This is a genomic window from Aliivibrio sp. S2TY2, from assembly GCF_028765525.1.
GTDB classification, from domain to species: Bacteria; Pseudomonadota; Gammaproteobacteria; order Enterobacterales; family Vibrionaceae; genus Aliivibrio; species Aliivibrio finisterrensis_A.
Genome location: NZ_JARACS010000003.1, coordinates 374,448 through 393,112 on the forward strand (window position 1 = coordinate 374,448; position 18,665 = coordinate 393,112).

Genomic DNA, 18,665 nt, shown 5'->3' on the forward strand with positions numbered 1-18,665 from the left:
TATTGAAGAGGTTAATTTGTAAGCGATGATTTTTTTTGAAGGGTGGTTCTAAATTATGATTTTTAAAGATTGCATTAGATGCATTAGGCTTATTTTGCTTCTAAAAATATAAATATCTGTCTAATTTGTGTTCATTTATATTGTTTTTTAATGCGACATGTAGCATTTTTGTTGGGTTTTTATTCTAAATAATGAGTGTTTTTTAGATTGATTAGCGATGGATTCTATATTTTTATAGTTTTCTATATATTCAATCCGCAATAAGTTTAAAAGTTGGTCATTTATGCTGTTAATTGTGATGTTTTTAAAAATTATCAGGTGTTTTGTGACAAAAATGTGGCAAATTCCTTCAATGATTGATAATGTTGCCCTCGAATCTTCGATGGATTTATCTTTTTTAAGACGCATTTAACGTTTTTTAGATGATAAATGATTGGCAAGTCGTTCTGCCCGAAGTATGTCATGGATGCAAAATAGAATGTATTGGAGTTAATGCATGTATAAGAATAAAATTACACAAGCAATCTTGCTTGGTGGCCTGTCACTAACACTAGCTGGCTGTGGAGATAAACCTGCAGAGCAACCAGTGAAAGAAACAAAACCTGCTGAAAAACCAGTATCAACAGAAGTTGTTTACGCTGACGTTCAAGAACTGACTCGTGGTAACGGTACTGAAGTCGCAACGCTTGATCCTCATAAATCGCAAGGTGTTCCCGAATCCCACGTAATCCGTGATCTGCTGGAAGGTCTTGTAAATCAAGATGCTGACGGTAATACGATCCCAGGTGTGGCTGAAAGCTGGGAAACGACAGATAACAAAAATTTTGTTTTCCATTTACGTAAAGATGCTAAATGGTCAAATGGCGATCCTGTAACAGCAGATGATTTTGTATACAGTTTCCAACGTGCTGTTGATCCTGCTACAGCATCTCCATACTCTTGGTATATGGAATATACTAAGATGGTAAATGCAAAAGACATCATTGCTGGTAAAAAAGATAAGAGTGAATTAGGTGTTAAAGCGATTGATGCTAATACACTAGAGATTCAACTTGATACAGCAGTACCATATTTTGTAATGATGATGGGCCACACAACAGTGAAGCCTGTGCATCAAGCAACAGTTGAAGAATTTGGCGATAAGTGGACTAAACCAGGTAACTTTGTTGGTAATGGTGCATTTGTTGTTAAAAACTGGGTTGTAAACGAGCGCTTAGAGCTAGTTCGTAACGAACAGTACTGGGATAATAAAGATACAAAACTTGATAAAGTAACGTTCTTACCAATCGAAAACCCAGTAGCTGAAATGAACCGTTTCTTATCTGGTGAAATCAGCTTCACTTCTACGCTTCCAACAGAGCACTTTAAGCGTCTTCAAAAAGAAGAACCAGAGTCTGTATCTGTTGAAGGCAGCCTGTGTACTTATTACTACTCGTTCAATACTCAAAAGAAACCATTTGATGATGTACGTGTTCGTAAAGCAATCTCTTACGCTATCGACCGTGATATCGTGTCAGGTGCTATCTTAGGTCAAGGTCAAAAACCGGCTTACTTCTTAACACCTGAAATCACAGCGGGCTTTAATCCTGAGCTTCCTGCTTACGGTAAGATGACTCAAGAAGAGCGTAATGCTGAAGCGAAACGTTTACTAGCAGAAGCTGGCTTCGGTCCTGAGAATCCACTTAAGTTTACCCTTCTATACAACACATCTGAAAACCATAAAAAAATCGCAGTTGCCGCTGGTTCTATGTGGAAGAAGACGCTTGGTCTAGAAGTTTCACTAGAAAACCAAGAATGGAAAACGTACCTAGACTCAAAAGATCAAGGTCAATTTGAAGTTGCCCGTGCCGGTTGGTGTGGTGATTATAATGAAGCGTCTTCTTTCTTAACTTTAATGGTAAGTAAGAACACAACAGGTGGTAAACACTACCTAAGCGCTGAGTATGATGCATTAATTGACAAAGCACTAAAATCAACATCTGAAGAAGAGCGCACTGCTATCTATCTACAAGCTGAACAGCTTTTAGCAGAAGACATGCCAATCGCACCTATCTATCAGTATGTTCGTTCTCGTCTATTGTCTCCACAAGTAGGCGGCTTCCCAGCAGAAAATGCGGAAGAAAAAATCTACTCAAAAGATCTATACATCAAAGCTAATTAATCATTAGCAAATAAAACTATAAAAAAAGTCACTGCACGCAGGATAGCGTGTAGTGACTAGATCTACCTCTATTTTATTTTTGTCACAGACTGGAAGAGTGAATTATGTTTCAATTCATTATCAAACGGATCCTTGAAGCAATCCCAACTATGTTGGTTTTGATCACTATCTCATTTTTCTTAATGAGATTCGCACCGGGTAATCCATTTTCTACAGAGCGCCCACTTCCGCCTGAAGTAATGGCGAACATCAATGCAAAGTATGGTTTAGATAAGCCTGTCTTTGAACAATACACAACGTATCTTGGAAACATTCTGCAAGGTGATTTTGGACCATCATTTAAATACCAAGATTACACAGTTAATGAGTTGGTTGAAGCGGCGTTACCTGTATCTGCAAAAGTGGGTTTCTTTGCCTTTATCTTTACCGTTGTACTTGGTGTATCTATTGGTACCTTAGCAGCATTAAGGCAAAATACCTGGCTCGATTACAGTATCATGTCCACCGCCATGGTCGGGGTGGTAATGCCATCCTTTGTGTTGGCACCAGCCCTTATTTATTTATTCTCAATTGAACTTGGTTGGTTCCCTGCAGGTGGCTGGCATGATGGTTCATTCAAATACATGTTCTTACCAATCTTGGGTATGTCATTTCTTTACGTTGCAACTTTCGCTCGTATTACCCGCGGTAGCATGATTGAAACTCTTAACAGTAACTTTATCCGTACAGCTCGAGCAAAGGGATTAAGCTACCGCTATATCGTTCTAAAACATGCGTTAAAACCAGCAATGCTGCCTGTTGTTTCTTATATGGGTCCTGCGTTTGTAGGTATTATTACTGGCTCAGTCGTTATCGAAACTATTTTTGGTCTACCAGGCATTGGTAAGTTATTCGTAAACGCAGCCTTTAACCGTGATTATTCGTTAGTAATGGGGGTGACCATCTTAATTGGTTTCCTATTCATTTTATTCAACGCCATTGTTGATGTGTTACTAGCAATAATTGACCCGAAAATTCGTTATTAATAGGGAACGGACGTATGTTAACTAAAAAAGAAAATTTAGAAGCGATCGAAAAGTTCTCAGAAAATCTTGAGATTGAAGGTCGAAGTTTATGGCAAGATGCTCGTCTGCGTTTTATGCGAAATAAAGCGGCGATGATCAGTCTTTTTATTCTTACTTTAATGACGTTAGCGGTTATTTTTCTGCCGATGTTCAGTCAATATGCATATGATGATACCGATTGGTATGCGCTGCATGCTGCTCCAAGTGCAGAGCATTTATTTGGCACCGATAGCTTAGGTCGTGATTTGTTTGTTCGTACTTTAGTTGGTGGCCGCATCTCATTGATGGTTGGTATCTTAGGTGCGTTAGTTGCGGTACTTATCGGGACTCTTTATGGCGCAACATCAGGGTTTGTTGGCGGTAAAGTTGACCGAGTTATGATGCGTTTCATTGAGATTTTATACGCGGTTCCATTTATGTTCCTAGTCATCGTATTAGTGACATTCTTTGGTCGTAATATCGTACTTATCTTTGTTGCTATCGGTGCGATTGCTTGGCTAGATATGGCTCGTATCGTTCGAGGTCAGACACTGAGTTTACGTAGCAAAGAGTTTATCGAAGCTGCACACGTGTGTGGTGTGAGTAAGTGGGGCATCATCACTCGCCATATCGTACCAAACGTATTAGGTATTGTTGCTGTTTATTCAACATTGCTTATTCCAAGTATGATCCTAACTGAATCTTTCCTATCTTTCCTAGGTCTAGGTGTTCAAGAGCCGATGACAAGTTGGGGTGCCTTGCTTCAAGAGGGCTCTCAAACAATGGAAGTGGCAATTTGGCAGTTAACTTTCCCCGCTTTATTTATGGTCGTTACCTTATTCTGCTTTAACTATGTGGGTGATGGTTTACGTGATGCGCTGGATCCAAAAGACAGATAACTCTCTGTGTGGACAGTTAATTATTAAACAAATTTGAGCAGGAAAGAATTATGAGTTTATTAGATGTAAAAGATCTGCGTGTAGAGTTTACAACTCAAGATGGTAACGTAACCGCAGTAAACGATTTAAACTTCTCACTTCAACAAGGTGAGACATTAGGCATTGTTGGTGAATCTGGCTCTGGTAAGTCACAGACAGTATTTGCACTAATGGGCCTATTAGCTAAAAACGGTATTATTACGGGTAGTGCAAAGTTTGAAGGCAAAGAAATTCTTAACCTTCCTGAAAAAGAGCTAAACAGTATTCGTGCTGAACAGATGGCGATGATTTTCCAAGATCCAATGACATCGCTTAATCCATACATGAAAGTTAGCGACCAGCTAATGGAAGTATTAATGCTACATAAAGGCATGGGTAAAGCAGAAGCGTTTGAAGAATCTGTCCGAATGCTAGAAGCGGTTAAAATTCCAGAAGCTCGTAAGCGTATTACTATGTACCCACATGAATTCTCAGGTGGTATGCGTCAGCGTGTGATGATAGCAATGGCGTTATTATGTCGTCCTAAGTTACTTATTGCAGATGAGCCAACAACCGCTCTTGATGTAACTGTACAAGCACAAATCATGGAATTATTGAATGAGCTGAAGAGTGAATTTAATACGGCAATTATTATGATTACCCACGATTTGGGTGTGGTTGCAGGGTCATGTGACAAAGTGCTTGTAATGTACGCTGGTCGTACAATGGAATACGGCACAGTAAATGAAATATTTTATGAACCAAGTCACCCATATGCAGAAGGTCTATTAAAAGCGATTCCGCGTTTAGATCAAGAAGGTGAGATTTTACCAACGATTCCTGGTAATCCACCTAACTTACTTCGTTTACCTACGGGTTGCCCTTATCAAGAGCGCTGCCATCGAGTAATGAGCCGTTGTAAGCAAGAAGCTCCGATCTTATTGCCGTTTGGTCAAGATAGATTACGTGCTTGTTTTTCTGATCAGGAGACGTGGTAATGTCAGCAGATAAAAATTTAATCTTAGATGTAAAGAATCTAAAAGTTCACTTTAGCATTGCATCAAAATCAGTATGGCCATGGGCTAAACCTGCGAACTTAAAAGCAGTAGATGGTGTAAATGTTCGCTTATATGAAGGCGAAACACTGGGTGTCGTAGGTGAGTCCGGCTGTGGTAAATCAACATTTGCTCGTGCAATTATCGGTTTGGTAGAAGCAACAGAAGGCGAAGTAGTTTGGCTGGGTGAAGATTTAACTAAATTAGATGACGAGCCTTTGCGTCAAAAACGTAAAGAGATCCAAATGATCTTTCAAGATCCATTGGCATCTCTTAACCCACGTATGACGGTAGGCGATATCATTGCTGAGCCACTACAGACTTTCTATCCAAAACTGACAAAAGATGAAGTGAAAGATAGAGTAAAAGAGATGATGGCAAAGGTGGGGTTATTACCAAACGTAATCAACCGTTACCCTCATGAATTCTCTGGTGGTCAGTGTCAGCGTATCGGTATTGCTCGTGCACTAATTCTAAAGCCTAAAATGATCATCTGTGATGAGCCTGTATCTGCTCTAGATGTATCGATTCAAGCACAGGTAGTAAACTTACTTAAAGAGTTGCAAAAAGAGCTTGGCTTAAGTTTAGTCTTTATTGCCCACGATTTATCTGTCGTTAAGCATATCTCAGATCGCGTATTGGTTATGTATTTGGGCAATGAGGTTGAGCTTGGCGAGTCTGATGCGTTGTTTAGTGACCCTAAGCACCCATACACTAAAGCGCTGATGTCAGCGGTTCCAATTCCAGATCCAAAGCTTGAGAGAGCAAAAGTGATTGAGATGCTAGAAGGGGATTTACCTTCACCTATTAATCCACCATCTGGTTGTGTATTCCGTACTCGTTGCCCTCAAGCTACAGATATATGTGCACAGACTAAACCAGAGCTAAAAGGAACAGATGTACACGCCGTTTCTTGTTTAGCGGTAACCGATATCTAATGTAAAAAGCCATCATAATTCGATGAATTATGATGGCAATTTCAGTTTTTAATCATTCAGCCTGTGACAGGCTTAAGCGCGATAATCTATTTATATCGCGCTTTTTTTATGTCTATACCAATCTACATAAGTATTTGATCATTCTTACTTGTTAAAATCGATTATATCTGCGTTATAACTTTTGTAATTAGATCCACTAGTTACTGCAATTTATGCCTTGCTCTAATCGATTTTTCCTACGCAATTATCTGAACAACTACTTATCCAGAATGGTATTATTCTGCTTCGCCGTCAATGTCAGCAAACCAGTAACCGATATTTACAAATTGCAGTAAATTAGCCACTGAATGTGGATCTTGCAATAAACCCTCAACATCGAGTTGTGTGAATTCTGACGTTTCACATAAAGCAATCACATCATTTTTTACGCTTAAAGGGAAAACATAGCTTTCACCATCAATATAAAGTGTCATGTTATCTTCACATGTTTCGATTTCATGATAGAAAGCTCGAATTCCAGCGACTTTAATCAGAGCTTGACCTGACTGTAAATAGCTAATTAATTCCTCAGTTGTCCATTTTTCAGAATCAGGAAGGATATTTAAATGATGGCGTGAATTACTTAAATATTCACCCATAAATTGCTTTAGCGTTTGTTCATCCGACATAGCATTTAACATCATTGCTTTTAAATCTTCAAAGCTCTGCGTGCTAATTTCAGTACCGTGACTTTGCGCTTGAAGATCTGGATTGTGGTAATGCACATCACCTTTGTCATTCTCAATAATGAAGTCAGCAAAGTTACTCACTAGCTCTTGTTCTTTTGGTGAACGAAAACCTGCAGAATAACTCATTGATGGTTCTAATGCATAACCGTCATGTGGGAAGCCTGGTGGGATATAAAGAATATCACCAGGTTCTAAGATTTGATCGATAATAGGGTCAAAACCCGTGATTTGTTTTAGTGCACTATGGCGGTGTTCTTCTTGATATTCGCCAATATCACCAACTCGCCAGTGGCGTTTCCCTTGACCTTGAATGATAAATACATCGTATTGGTCAATGTGTGGACCTACGCCACCATCAGGTACTGAATAGCTGATCATGATGTCATCAAATAACCAGTTTGGCATTTGTTTGAATGGCTTGAATAGTTCAGCCGCACCTTCGTGCCAGTGGTTAGCCGCTTGAACAATAATAGACCAATTGGTTTCACCAAGCGTATCGAACAGTTCTTCGCTTAATGGGCCGTGTTCCGCTTTCCATTCGTTGTTTAAGTTAGAAACAAAGCGAGAATCCACATCATTTTCTAGCGTTAAGCCAGCGAGTTCCTCAGGTGTAACAGGATCTTGAAAGTTTTCAAAACCGCCTTTGATAATGACGGGTTTCTTTTGCCAATATTCAGCAAGGAATTCTTTTAACGAAAAGCTTAATTGATACATAATTGTTTCCAATAAAAATGCCCGATAGTCGGGCATTTAAAATAAATGTAAAGTGAAAGTAGAGCTTAGAATTTCACGTTATTATGGTATTGGCTCAGGATCTCTACCATTTTTTCCATGGTTTCTTTAGAAGGAGGATTAACCCCTTCAAGAGGGTAATCAAGTCCCATAGCTTGCCATTTGTGGGCACCTAATTGGTGGTATGGAAGCAGCTCTATTTTCTCAATGTTGTCCATGTCTTTAATGAACTCACCAAGTAGATGAGCGGATTCTTCATCATCAGTGTAACCTGGGACAATAACGTAACGGATCCATGTTTTTTGGCCGATTTTATGTAAATAACGAGCAAAATCAAGAACTCGAGTGTTAGATACGCCAATAAACTCTTTATGAACATCATCTTTCATTTGTTTTAGATCAAGCATAACAAGATCTGAAACTTCTAATACTTCATCAATCACATCAGTGTGTTTACGAATGTAGCCATTCGTATCTAGGCAGGTATGCATACCTTCGGCTTGTGCAGCACGGAAGAAGTCACGTACAAACTCAGGTTGAAGCATTGCTTCGCCACCAGAACAGGTAATGCCACCGCCAGATGCTTTCATAAAGTGACGATAGCTTTTTGCTTCTTCAATTAATTCAGTAACGGTAACTTCTTTACCTTCATGCGTGTCCCAAGTATCGCGGTTATGGCAATACATACAACGCATTAAACAACCTTGTAAAAAGATGATAAAGCGAATACCTGGACCATCAACGGTACCACAAGATTCAAAAGAGTGAATACGACCTACAGACATGACGACATTTCTCCGAACTATAATTATGTGGCCATTTTATTACACTTTGGACCAATTAAGTAGGGCAAACCAGAGAGAAATAGGGGGAATTATGAGGAAAGTGGAAATAAAAAAGCCCCACCAAAATGGCAGGGCTTAATGCTACTTAATTAACGCTGAAATTATAGAGTTTCAGTGAAAGTACGTGCGATTACGTCTTTTTGTTGTTCAGTAGTTAGAGAGTTAAAACGCACAGCGTAACCCGATACACGGATAGTCAGTTGTGGGTAGTTCTCTGGGTGCTTAACTGCGTCTTCTAGAGTTTCACGGTTAAGAACGTTTACGTTAAGGTGTTGACCACCCTCTACGTTAGCTTCGTGGTGGAAGTAACCATCCATTAGGCCAGCAAGGTTAGAACGACGGTTGTCATCGTCTTTACCTAGTGCGTTAGGAACGATAGAGAATGTGTAAGAGATACCATCTTGTGCATCAGCAAACGGTAGTTTACCTACTGAAGTTAGAGATGCTACAGCACCTTTCTCATCACGGCCGTGCATTGGGTTAGCACCAGGAGCAAAAGGAGCACCTGCTTGACGACCATCTGGCGTGTTACCAGTTTTCTTACCGTATACAACGTTAGATGTAATAGTAAGAATTGATTGAGTAGGGATAGCGTTACGGTACATTTTAAGCTTACGGATTTTACCCATGAACGTAGAAACTAGTTCACATGCGATATCATCAACGCGAGCGTCGTTGTTACCAAATTTAGGGTAATCACCTTCGATGTCGAAATCGATAGCGATGCCATCTTCGTCACGAATTGGTTTAACTGTAGCGTACTTGATTGCAGCTAGAGAATCGGCAGCAACAGATAGACCAGCAATACCACAAGCCATTGTACGACGAACGTCACGGTCATGAAGAGCCATTAGAGACGCTTCGTAGCTGTACTTGTCGTGCATGTAGTGGATAGAGTTCAATGCTGTAACGTATTGAGTTGCTAACCAATCCATGAAGTGATCTAGACGATCCATTACTTTAGCGTAATCAAGAACTTCATCAGTCATTGGCGCTTCTTTAGGGCCAACTTGGATTTTTAGCTTCTCATCAACACCGCCGTTGATTGCGTAAAGCATCGTTTTCGCAAGGTTAGCACGAGCACCGAAGAACTGCATTTGCTTACCAACGATCATTGGAGATACACAACAAGCGATTGCGTAGTCATCTGATGCTAGGTCAGGACGCATTAGGTCATCATTTTCGTACTGGATAGAAGAAGTATCGATAGATACTTTCGCACAGAAACGTTTGAAGCCGTCAGGCAGTTGCTCAGACCAAAGAACCGTGATGTTTGGCTCTGGAGAAGGACCCATTGTGTAAAGGCTGTTTAGGAAACGGAAGTTAGTACGTGTAACTAGAGTACGACCGTCAAGACCCATACCACCCATAGATTCTGTAGCCCAGATTGGGTCACCAGAGAATAGTTCATCGTATTCAGGAGTACGTAGGAAACGAACCATACGTAGCTTCATTACGAAATGGTCGATCATTTCTTGAGCTTGTTCTTCAGTTAGAAGACCAGCGTCGATATCACGTTGGATGTAGATGTCTAGGAAAGTCGAAGTACGACCTAGAGACATTGCAGCACCGTTTTGAGATTTAACAGCAGCTAGGTAGCCGAAGTAAGTCCACTGAATTGCTTCTTGTGCAGTAGTTGCTGGCTCAGAGATATCACAACCGTATTTAGCTGCCATAACTTTGATTTGACCTAGAGCACGGTGTTGCTCAGCAATTTCTTCACGAAGTTGCATTGTAGCAGTTAGATCTTCGCCTTTTTCAAAACGTTCTTGTAAAGAAGCGAATTGAGCTAGTTTGTCTTTGATTAGGAAATCAATACCGTAAAGTGCAACACGACGGTAATCACCAATGATACGACCACGGCCGTATGCATCAGGAAGACCAGTTAGAACACCTGATTTACGACAGTTTAGGATGTCTTTAGTGTAGATATCGAAAACACCAGCATTGTGTGTTTTGCGGTACTCAGAGTAGATTTTTGAAACCATAGGATCAAGTTCGCGATCGTATGCTTTACAAGAACCTTCAACCATACGCACACCGCCGTTAGGGATGATTGCACGTTTTAGAGGCGCTTCTGTTTGAAGACCAACGATTGTTTCAAGGTCTTTTTCAATGTAACCCGCATCGTGAGATGTGATGGTAGAGATAACTGAAGTATCAAAATCAACAGGTGCGTGAGTTGCGTTTTCCTGTTTGATGCCTTCCATTACTTTAGCCCAAAGCTTGTTAGTTGCTTCAGTACCTTCAGAAACTAGGAATTCTTCGTCACCTTCATAAGGTGCATAGTTCTTTTGGATGAAATCGCGAACGTTAACTTCGTTTTGCCACTCACCGTCTGCAAAACCTGTCCAAGCTTTAGCAAATTGCTCTGCCATGATATACCTACCTTTTTAGTAGAAAAAATTCGTACTATTCATAATGGGCTTGAGCTGCCCACATCCTCGTTAGAGGTAAAACAGTACACTCAATTTAATAACAATATAAATGATTATAAAATTTAGCCTATAAGCATTTATATTGCGACTAACCGTTCGATTTTTCAATACTACCTTAAACTTTTTTTGCAAACCTTAAACTAAATCAATAAATCTTCAATTTTTTTAATAAAATGGGGTAATTTATTTTATTACCCCATAAGTATTATACGTGAGGTGTCACTATTATAGTAGTGCCTTGATGCCGTATTGACCTTCAAGCATGCCAACTGCAAGCATTGCAATTAAACAAATTACTAATACACCGCCAGGAATAACAATACGGTCAACAAAAGAAAGTGTCTTAGGACGTTCTTTATCACCAATCAAACCATTGTTATCAAGAAGCATAGTCATAGCCCAAGCTAAAACTGGGTTTGCTACTGCTGCGGCAAAGATACAAATACCTGCAGATTGTGCGTCTTTGTTTTCTTTAACCATTTGAACACCGGCTTCAAGCATTGGTAAGAATACACCAACTAATAGAGCCATACACATTACTGGTGGCCATACTGCAACATCCATAGGGAAGCCAAGGATAGCAATAATCATTACGATTGTACCAAGAAGGATAGCACCACCTGGGATCGGACGCTTAGCAATTGCTGCTGGGATCATATACGTACCCCAAGAAGATGTGATGTTACCACCACCAACTGCAGTACCTACCATTTGACGGATAGAACACATTGTCATCGTGTCATCAACGTCCATTAGTACTTTTTCAGTACGACGAGGGTAGTTAAGTTCTTGGAAGATACGGTGACCAAGGAAATCAGGTGACCACATTGCAACCGCTAGGATAGCAAAAGGTAGAGAAGCTAAGAAGTGCTGCAGGTTTGGTAAACCAAGCATCCAACCTTCTTCAGTTGACCCCCACCAGTAAACAGGGTTTAGGTTAGGGATACCCATCTCAGTTTCAAACTTAAGATCAAAACCAGCACCAAGAGCAAGTGCAACTGCTAAACCAGCAAACGCACAAGCAGGGATTGCTAACCAGCGTTTGTTAATACGAGCAAGATAAGCGTATAGAACAATGTTTACTGCTAATACGATTAAACCAATGTAGCCTAACTCGCCTTCAAGACCAGTAGACCAAGCTTGTATATTGCTAATCTGACCCATTGCTCCACTGAAGCCAAGGAAGACAAGAAGACCACCAGCAACCCCTTCAGAGGTTAAGTTGACTAACTTGGAACCGCCTTTGAAATAACTCAATAGTAAGCCGAATACACCTAATAAAATGGCAAGAGCAAGAGGGTGTGCACCAGCTAACGCGATCGCACCGATAAGTGGGATCATTGGGCCATGGTTACCTGCAAGGTTAGCGCGAGGGTTAAAGAAACCAGAGGCTAGAATACAGAATAAAAAAGCAGGGATAAGCATTTCTACACGAGCAACTTCAATGGCAAATTCTTTACCTAAGTTGATGTGTGGCCATGCTTGAGTAAGGCCATCAGCCCAAGACATCATTACCGCAGAGTACATTGCAATGATGCCGATAGTTCCGGCTAAAGCAGGAACAAGATCTTCAAGTTCAAAGCGGAAGTCACGACCAGGTAGGTTTAAACCAAAGCGGCGTGGTTTCATAATTTGCAGTTCATGATCTAGGTAATCTGAACGGCTATCGAACTCAGAAGCTGGGCGATGTAACTCGCTATAGCTCTTTTCGTTCTGCTCTTTGTCTATAGACATAGAATCCTCATAATAGAATTTTAAGTATTAAAAAATCAATAAGTAGATATTGATGTTGTTCTTGTTATTTTCGCCGAGTGTAGCACACGAAAATTAAGCCAATGATTGATCTTGATCACTATATAATTGTATATGAAAGAAAACTACAAAATGAAACGGTTAATACTTTGGTGTTATTATGTTAATGATAGAGTTGTTATTAAATTTCTCCTTTAATAACAGTTCTCTACAGTGTTTTTGATGCATTTTATTAATGGTATCAACAATATTGAACTTGTTAATAATTCTTAATAAAAAACAAATTATAGCAGTAATTCGTTTACATGTAGTACATATACTATGTGCTAGTTTTACTGTACTTAAACATAAATACACAGAAAATAAATGTTTTAATATTGTTAATGTGAAATTGAATAGAAATTATAAAATAATGGCCAAAAGTGAATGATATTCTTTTAAAATTAAATTTAAATTTTTATCGTGTCTAATTTTTGTTCGCTATTCATACTTTGGTTAATAAATTGTTGCTTGTGATAATTTTGAGTGTTAAATTCTAAGAATAAAGTGAAAAGCAAACGATTAATGTGTATTGAATTAGGAGTTATGGCGCATGAAGGATGCTGTCGCGCTAGAAGTGAAAGACTTACATAAACATTTTGGACAAAATGAAGTCTTAAAAGGTATTTCCCTAGAGGCTAATAAGGGTGATGTAATCTCAATTATTGGCTCATCTGGTTCAGGTAAGAGTACCTTCCTGCGTTGTATCAACTTACTTGAAACACCAACTCATGGCGAAATTTGGGTCAATGGTGAATTGATTGAGATGAAAAACAATCGTTTAGGTGAAGCAATCCCCTCCAATGAAAAACAAGTTCAACGAATACGCTCACGTCTTGCTATGGTTTTTCAAGGCTTTAATCTATGGTCACACATGACGGTGTTACAAAATGTAATCGAAGCACCAATACATGTTTTGGGTGTGCCGAAAGCCGAAGCTATTGAAAAAGCGGAACAACTTTTAAAACAAGTCGGTCTTTACGAGCGTAGGGACTATTACCCTGGGCACTTATCAGGAGGCCAACAGCAACGTGCAGCAATAGCACGAGCATTAGCGGTAGATCCTGAAGTGATGTTATTTGATGAACCAACTTCAGCACTTGATCCTGAGTTGGTTGGTGAAGTTCTTGGGGTTATGCGAGATCTTGCTGAAGAAGGCCGAACTATGTTGGTAGTGACGCATGAAATGGCGTTTGCACGAGATGTTTCTAATCATGTGATGTTTTTACATCAGGGTTTAGTAGAAGAGCAGGGCGATCCCGCTAAGCTATTTACTAATCCAGAATCAGATCGTTTAAAGCAGTTTATCTCATCTATCTATTAGAAATCGATAGATGGCTGAGTAATATAAAGAAACACAGCTTATAAATATAAAAATCGTTAGTTACAGGAGCAAGGAAATGAAGAAGTGGTTATTAGCAGCCGTTGTGGCATCTACAGCAGTCACTGGTGCAGCTCAAGCAAAAGAATGGAAGCAAATTCGATTTGGTATTGAAGGAGCATATCCTCCTTTTAGTTGGACTGAGCCTTCAGGTGAACTAAAAGGGTTTGATGTTGATATGGCAAATGCCTTATGCAAAGAGATGGAAGCGCGCTGTAAAATCGTAGCGCAAGATTGGGATGGCATTATTCCATCATTGCTGGCTCGTAAATACGATGCGATTATCGCAGCTATGTCGATTACTGAAGAACGTAAAAAGAAAATTGATTTTACAGAAAAATACGCACTGATCCCAAATAAATTTGTCGCTAAGAAAGGCACTGATTTAGTCATGACTAAAGAGGGTCTTAAAGGCGTCACTGTTGGTGTTCAGCGTGCGACAACACACGACAAATATTTAACTGATAATTTTGGTAAAGGTGTTGATCTTAAGCGTTACGGTTCATTTGATGAAGCGTATTTGGATCTAAAAGCAGGTCGTATTGATACGGTTCTTGGTGATGCATCAGCATTAGAAGAGGGGCTGATTAATAAACCAGGTGGCAAAGCCTATGAGTTTGTTGGTCCATCACTAACGGATCCAAAGTGGTTTGGCGATGGTTTTGGTATTGCAACTCGTAAGCAAGATAAAGATTTAACTAAGCAGCTGAATGCAGCAATTCAATCTTTACGCGAAAAGGGTATTTATCAAGAGATTGCAGCTAAATACTTTAACTATGATGTTTATGGTGAATAAAAGCCAATAGGTAAGCATAAAAAGGGAAGAGGCAATAGCTTTGTCTCTTCCACTATTTCTAATACTTATATTTATACCAATAAAGGATAATTATTTTTATTGGTTTAAGTATTAAAGCGAAAGCTTGGAAGCAGTATGTTAGATTTACAAGGATATGAATCCTCCATCTTAGACGGAGCCATGGTTACACTTCAAGTAGCTATACTGTCTCTTATCTTAGCAGTTTTTTTAGGTCTATTAGGGGCGCTCGCTAAAATGGCACCTTATCGTTGGGCTAGAGGTATTGCTACTCTCTATACTACGGTTGTTCGTGGTATCCCTGATCTTGTTTTGATGATGCTGTTATTTTTTGGCGGTCAAATGCTGCTTAATAATGGGTTATACGCAACTAATGAATGGATTAATGAGTGGATGACCAACTCTAATCCTGACCATGAATGGATATCTTACCTTCCAGATTATATTGAAATCAGTCCGTTTATTGCAGGTATTTTAACTATTGGTTTTATCTTTGGTGCTTACATGGCTGAAACATTTCGCGGTGCCATTATGGCGGTTGACCGTGGTGAAATGGAAGCTGCAAAAGCGTATGGTATGAGTGGAGCGATGGCTTTTCGTCGTATCCTCTTTCCTCAAATGCTTCGCCATGCCTTACCAGGTTTTGGTAATAATTGGTTAGTTTTATTAAAAACCACTGCGCTGGTTTCAATTATTGGTTTAGAAGATATGGTTCGAGTCAGCTCAATGGCTGCTGGTACGACTAAAATGCCATTTACTTTCTATATGTCCGTCGCGTGTATTTTCTTACTATTTACTGCTATATCAACAGGTGCTTTAAAACTTGTTGAGCGTAAATTCAGCATTCATATGAGGTAAGCATGGATTTTTCAATCATTATTGAGAGCCTACCTGTGTATTTAGAAGGGCTTTGGACTACGGTTTGGTTAGTGACTCTTTCTCTTATTGTTGGCTTATGTATTGCTGTCCCTTCAGCAATAGCAAGAAACAGTAATAATCCATTAATTTGGGTGCCCGCTTGGGCGTATATTTACTTTTTCCGTGGGACACCATTACTTATTCAGCTATACCTAATTTATTATGGGATGGATCAGTTTTTTCCCGTGAAAGATACACTATGGGAGCACGCATCATTTTGTGCTTTAGTGGCATTTGCATTAAATACGGGCGCATATACAGCTGAAATTGTTCGTGGATCAATTAATGGATTACCACAAGGTGAGATAGAAGCAGCAAAAGCGTATGGAATGAGTCAATTTCAGACCTATAAGCGCATTATTTTACCAAGTGCTTTGCGTAGAGCGCTTCCCGCTTACAGTAATGAAGTGATCTTTATGCTCCATGGTTCAGCGATTGCAGGTATCGTTACTTTAATGGATTTAACAGGCGCAGCTCGCTTAGTGAATTCACGATATTACGCGCCATTTGAGTCATATATAGCGGCTGGTTTATTCTATATGTGCTTAACGTTTATTATCATTTTTGTATTTAAGCAATTAGAAACTCGACTGCTTAGATTTATGAGGCCGTTAAGTTAACTGTATTTTAAACACAGAAAAAAGAGCACAAGATGTGTTCTTTTTTTATTCATATCAATCCGTGGTATAAGAGCAAATCGCATAAGTATATAGTCAGATATTTATCCAGATAGATATCATGATAGTATGGTCAGATTATACTTTTGAGGTGGTGATTATGGGATTATCGTTTTTATTGGTGAGACTAGTTAAATTAGCGATTATCTGTGCTGTATTTTTAAGCGTTTTTGATTTTATTGAGCATGGCGAAATTCTTTGGTACCAACGTTGGTTCTAAGTATAAAAAAGAGCACTGTCCTGTGCTCTTTTTTACTTTATAACCACTAATTAAAATGATGACTATATTGCGTCATTTAAAAATAAATTAACACCAGTCAGTTCACTGACCTCATCAAGATAATTCTTTAAATGAGGTGGGAAGTCTAATCCTTTAACGACAGTTAAATTACGAATAAATGGGAAAAAGTTAATATCATCCCATGTGATTTTATTGCCTTTTTCTGATGGTAGCGTAATGAAATTAACATCAACCAATAATGGATTTAATTGTTTAATATAATCATCACTTTGAGCTAGCGCTTGCTCAAAGGGCATACCAATAAACGCTTCTTTTTTCTCTGTATACCAAGTAATTGCTTCAGGTCGTTGAAACTCTTGTAAATTTAGTTGAGTCCAGCGAGGGAAGGTAAGATTAAAGAATAAAGGACGAGCTGTATCTAACCACTCAGAAATCTCATCGGCGTGAGTCGCTTGCTCAATAACAGAGTGATGATCGTGCTTATCCAGAAACTCTGCGATATCCAAGCTTTCCGCCATGTAGCTGCCGTCTTCTTTCTCTAAAATAGGTACCATGTTTGCACCGACTTTCTCAATTCGGCTATCTACATCATCATTCTGCATATAGATGAATTCAATAGACTGATTTTTAATACCAGCAACCATTTTAGCTTTCATACAAAACGGACAATGTTCAAATAAGAATAATTTCATACTACTTCCTTATTAAAAAAGCCCCACACTAGAATATAAGGTAGGGCTTTAAATCGTTATTTAAATGTAGACCAGATTGGGGCGTGATCAGACGGTTTTTCAATGCCACGTAGTTCGTAATCAATACCCGACTCTGTGCATTTAGCTGCAAGTGTTGGTGTAGCCATTACCACATCAATACGAAGGCCACGGTTATCAACAAAGCCTTTAGAGCGGTAATCAAACCATGAGTACTGATCGGTCACTTCTGGATGAAGGTTACGGAAGGTGTCTTCAAAACCCCAGTCTTTTAATGTTTGTAACCATTCTCGCTCTTCTGGCTGGAATGAACACTTACCTGTTTTTAACCAGCGCTTCGCATTTGGTTCACCAATACCAATATCTGAATCTATAGGGCTGATATTAATGTCACCCATAATGATCAGTTCTTCATCGCTCTTATGGTGAGTGTTTAGGTGAGTCATGAGATCTTTATAGAACTGGCGTTTGTACGGGAATTTAGTTTCATGCTTGATGTTATCACCCTGTGGGAAATAACCATTCATAACCGTGAATTGTGAGCCATCTTCACGTTGATGTGTTGTCATGATCATACGTTTTTGATGTTCTTCGGTATCCGTATCAAACCCATACTGAACAGAGATAGGCTCTTGTTTACATAGCATAGCAACACCGTAATGTGCTTTTTGGCCATGGAAGTACACTTTATAGCCCATCGCCTCGACGGCTTCGACAGGGAACATTTCGTTATGTACTTTGATCTCTTGAAGACCAATAACATCAGGGTTGTGCTTATCAATAATCGCTTGAAGTTGATGAAGGCGAGCACGGAGGCCATTTATGTTGAATGAGATTACTTTCATTATGGTTAAAATCCTTGTTTTTATTTTGAATCCTATGAAGAAAGGATCTTTTAATACAACGATATTACCATTAATTTGATAGATAAGTTAATTCATTAACTTAGCCGTAGGCTTGCATGTCTCACAATGCCATGTGCATTTCTGTTGTCCAAAGCCCGCTTTTATCCATGCCATTGTTACGCTAGTCGATGGGTTACAAAAAGCCTCTTTGTTACATAAGCTACAGGTTTTCCATTGTGAAGGCTCTTGCTGCTTTTGAGTTTGTGCTATGTGCATTTTAATGCCTCTATTTATATTATCGAAAACAAACTAACTGTATATTTGAACAGTGGTTTTGGCAAGGAATAAAAAGAGAATCAGACGTTTTATTTCTTACAGACACAAAAAAAGCCAATTCATTTCTGAATTGGCTTTTCGATCTCTTACGAGAT

Annotated in this window: 16 protein-coding genes; 9 read left to right on the plus strand and 7 right to left on the minus strand. The window is 39.2% G+C overall.

Annotated features, from left to right (window positions below):
* The first annotated feature begins 496 nt into the window (after positions 1–496).
* From PVK63_RS08080 to oppF, 5 genes are all read left to right on the plus strand, one after another.
* Positions 497–2,161 (plus strand): ABC transporter substrate-binding protein, encoded by a 1,665-nt coding sequence (locus PVK63_RS08080; protein ID WP_130047441.1) that lies wholly within the window; start codon positions 497–499, stop codon positions 2,159–2,161.
* 104 nt (positions 2,162–2,265) lie between these two features.
* Entirely contained in the window at positions 2,266–3,186 is a 921-nt protein-coding gene (gene oppB / locus PVK63_RS08085) for an oligopeptide ABC transporter permease OppB (protein ID WP_130060003.1), read from the plus strand.
* 14 nt (positions 3,187–3,200) lie between these two features.
* Positions 3,201–4,103 (plus strand): oligopeptide ABC transporter permease OppC, encoded by a 903-nt coding sequence (oppC, locus tag PVK63_RS08090; RefSeq protein WP_130047443.1) that lies wholly within the window; start codon positions 3,201–3,203, stop codon positions 4,101–4,103.
* 50 nt (positions 4,104–4,153) lie between these two features.
* Complete coding sequence (locus tag PVK63_RS08095; RefSeq protein WP_130047444.1) at positions 4,154–5,119, plus strand: ABC transporter ATP-binding protein; 966 nt, start codon at positions 4,154–4,156, stop codon at positions 5,117–5,119.
* Entirely contained in the window at positions 5,119–6,114 is a 996-nt protein-coding gene (oppF, locus tag PVK63_RS08100; protein ID WP_130047445.1) for a murein tripeptide/oligopeptide ABC transporter ATP binding protein OppF, read from the plus strand. Before PVK63_RS08095 ends, oppF begins: the two co-directional genes overlap by 1 nt.
* Before the next feature lie 275 nt (positions 6,115–6,389).
* On the opposite strand, the gene PVK63_RS08105 is transcribed toward oppF, so the two are convergent.
* From PVK63_RS08105 to PVK63_RS08120, 4 genes are all read right to left on the minus strand, one after another.
* Positions 6,390–7,556 carry a cupin domain-containing protein gene (locus PVK63_RS08105; RefSeq protein WP_165371145.1) on the minus strand — a complete coding sequence of 389 codons (1,167 nt, stop codon included), beginning with the start codon at positions 7,554–7,556 and terminating at the stop codon, positions 6,390–6,392.
* A 65-nt stretch (positions 7,557–7,621) separates the two neighbouring features.
* A complete protein-coding gene (gene pflA, locus PVK63_RS08110; protein WP_130045549.1) occupies positions 7,622–8,359 on the minus strand; it encodes a pyruvate formate lyase 1-activating protein in 738 nt (245 codons plus the stop codon).
* Positions 8,360–8,520: 161 nt separating this feature from the next.
* Entirely contained in the window at positions 8,521–10,797 is a 2,277-nt protein-coding gene (gene pflB, locus PVK63_RS08115; protein WP_130045550.1) for a formate C-acetyltransferase, read from the minus strand.
* 285 nt (positions 10,798–11,082) lie between these two features.
* A complete protein-coding gene (locus tag PVK63_RS08120) occupies positions 11,083–12,591 on the minus strand; it encodes a DUF3360 family protein (protein WP_130045551.1) in 1,509 nt (502 codons plus the stop codon).
* Between the two features lie 610 nt (positions 12,592–13,201).
* Between PVK63_RS08120 and PVK63_RS08125 the strand changes: the two genes are divergently transcribed.
* From PVK63_RS08125 to PVK63_RS08140, 4 genes are all read left to right on the plus strand, one after another.
* Positions 13,202–13,972, plus strand: a complete 771-nt coding sequence (locus PVK63_RS08125) for an ABC transporter ATP-binding protein (RefSeq protein WP_130045552.1) — start codon at positions 13,202–13,204, stop codon at positions 13,970–13,972.
* A 76-nt stretch (positions 13,973–14,048) separates the two neighbouring features.
* Positions 14,049–14,825: an ABC transporter substrate-binding protein gene (locus PVK63_RS08130; protein ID WP_130045553.1), complete on the plus strand. Its 777-nt coding sequence runs from the start codon at positions 14,049–14,051 to the stop codon at positions 14,823–14,825.
* A gap of 135 nt (positions 14,826–14,960) precedes the next feature.
* Positions 14,961–15,701: an ABC transporter permease gene (locus PVK63_RS08135; protein ID WP_130045554.1), complete on the plus strand. Its 741-nt coding sequence runs from the start codon at positions 14,961–14,963 to the stop codon at positions 15,699–15,701.
* A gap of 2 nt (positions 15,702–15,703) precedes the next feature.
* Positions 15,704–16,381: an ABC transporter permease gene (locus tag PVK63_RS08140; RefSeq protein WP_130045555.1), complete on the plus strand. Its 678-nt coding sequence runs from the start codon at positions 15,704–15,706 to the stop codon at positions 16,379–16,381.
* 339 nt (positions 16,382–16,720) lie between these two features.
* On the opposite strand, the gene grxB is transcribed toward PVK63_RS08140, so the two are convergent.
* From grxB to PVK63_RS08155, 3 genes are all read right to left on the minus strand, one after another.
* Positions 16,721–17,371 (minus strand): glutaredoxin 2, encoded by a 651-nt coding sequence (gene grxB, locus PVK63_RS08145; protein ID WP_130086161.1) that lies wholly within the window; start codon positions 17,369–17,371, stop codon positions 16,721–16,723.
* Positions 17,372–17,427: 56 nt separating this feature from the next.
* A complete protein-coding gene (xthA, locus tag PVK63_RS08150) occupies positions 17,428–18,234 on the minus strand; it encodes an exodeoxyribonuclease III (RefSeq protein WP_130047451.1) in 807 nt (268 codons plus the stop codon).
* Between the two features lie 87 nt (positions 18,235–18,321).
* Positions 18,322–18,510 carry a hypothetical protein gene (locus PVK63_RS08155; RefSeq protein WP_130045558.1) on the minus strand — a complete coding sequence of 63 codons (189 nt, stop codon included), beginning with the start codon at positions 18,508–18,510 and terminating at the stop codon, positions 18,322–18,324.
* Between the last annotated feature and the right edge of the window lie 155 nt (positions 18,511–18,665).

What these genes read in the sequence shown, in the direction of transcription:
- xthA (WP_130047451.1), bottom strand. Translation starts at nt 18,234, where the DNA reads ATGAAAGTAATCTCATTCAACATAAATGGCCTCCGTGCTCGCCTTCAT.
- PVK63_RS08105 (WP_165371145.1), bottom strand. Translation starts at nt 7,556, where the DNA reads ATGTATCAATTAAGCTTTTCGTTAAAAGAATTCCTTGCTGAATATTGG.
- PVK63_RS08080 (WP_130047441.1), top strand. Translation starts at nt 497, where the DNA reads ATGTATAAGAATAAAATTACACAAGCAATCTTGCTTGGTGGCCTGTCA.
- pflA (WP_130045549.1), bottom strand. Translation starts at nt 8,359, where the DNA reads ATGTCTGTAGGTCGTATTCACTCTTTTGAATCTTGTGGTACCGTTGAT.
- PVK63_RS08155 (WP_130045558.1), bottom strand. Translation starts at nt 18,510, where the DNA reads ATGCACATAGCACAAACTCAAAAGCAGCAAGAGCCTTCACAATGGAAA.
- PVK63_RS08140 (WP_130045555.1), top strand. Translation starts at nt 15,704, where the DNA reads ATGGATTTTTCAATCATTATTGAGAGCCTACCTGTGTATTTAGAAGGG.
- oppB (WP_130060003.1), top strand. Translation starts at nt 2,266, where the DNA reads ATGTTTCAATTCATTATCAAACGGATCCTTGAAGCAATCCCAACTATG.
- PVK63_RS08125 (WP_130045552.1), top strand. Translation starts at nt 13,202, where the DNA reads ATGAAGGATGCTGTCGCGCTAGAAGTGAAAGACTTACATAAACATTTT.
- PVK63_RS08095 (WP_130047444.1), top strand. Translation starts at nt 4,154, where the DNA reads ATGAGTTTATTAGATGTAAAAGATCTGCGTGTAGAGTTTACAACTCAA.
- oppC (WP_130047443.1), top strand. Translation starts at nt 3,201, where the DNA reads ATGTTAACTAAAAAAGAAAATTTAGAAGCGATCGAAAAGTTCTCAGAA.
- PVK63_RS08120 (WP_130045551.1), bottom strand. Translation starts at nt 12,591, where the DNA reads ATGTCTATAGACAAAGAGCAGAACGAAAAGAGCTATAGCGAGTTACAT.
- grxB (WP_130086161.1), bottom strand. Translation starts at nt 17,371, where the DNA reads ATGAAATTATTCTTATTTGAACATTGTCCGTTTTGTATGAAAGCTAAA.
- PVK63_RS08135 (WP_130045554.1), top strand. Translation starts at nt 14,961, where the DNA reads ATGTTAGATTTACAAGGATATGAATCCTCCATCTTAGACGGAGCCATG.
- oppF (WP_130047445.1), top strand. Translation starts at nt 5,119, where the DNA reads ATGTCAGCAGATAAAAATTTAATCTTAGATGTAAAGAATCTAAAAGTT.
- PVK63_RS08130 (WP_130045553.1), top strand. Translation starts at nt 14,049, where the DNA reads ATGAAGAAGTGGTTATTAGCAGCCGTTGTGGCATCTACAGCAGTCACT.
- pflB (WP_130045550.1), bottom strand. Translation starts at nt 10,797, where the DNA reads ATGGCAGAGCAATTTGCTAAAGCTTGGACAGGTTTTGCAGACGGTGAG.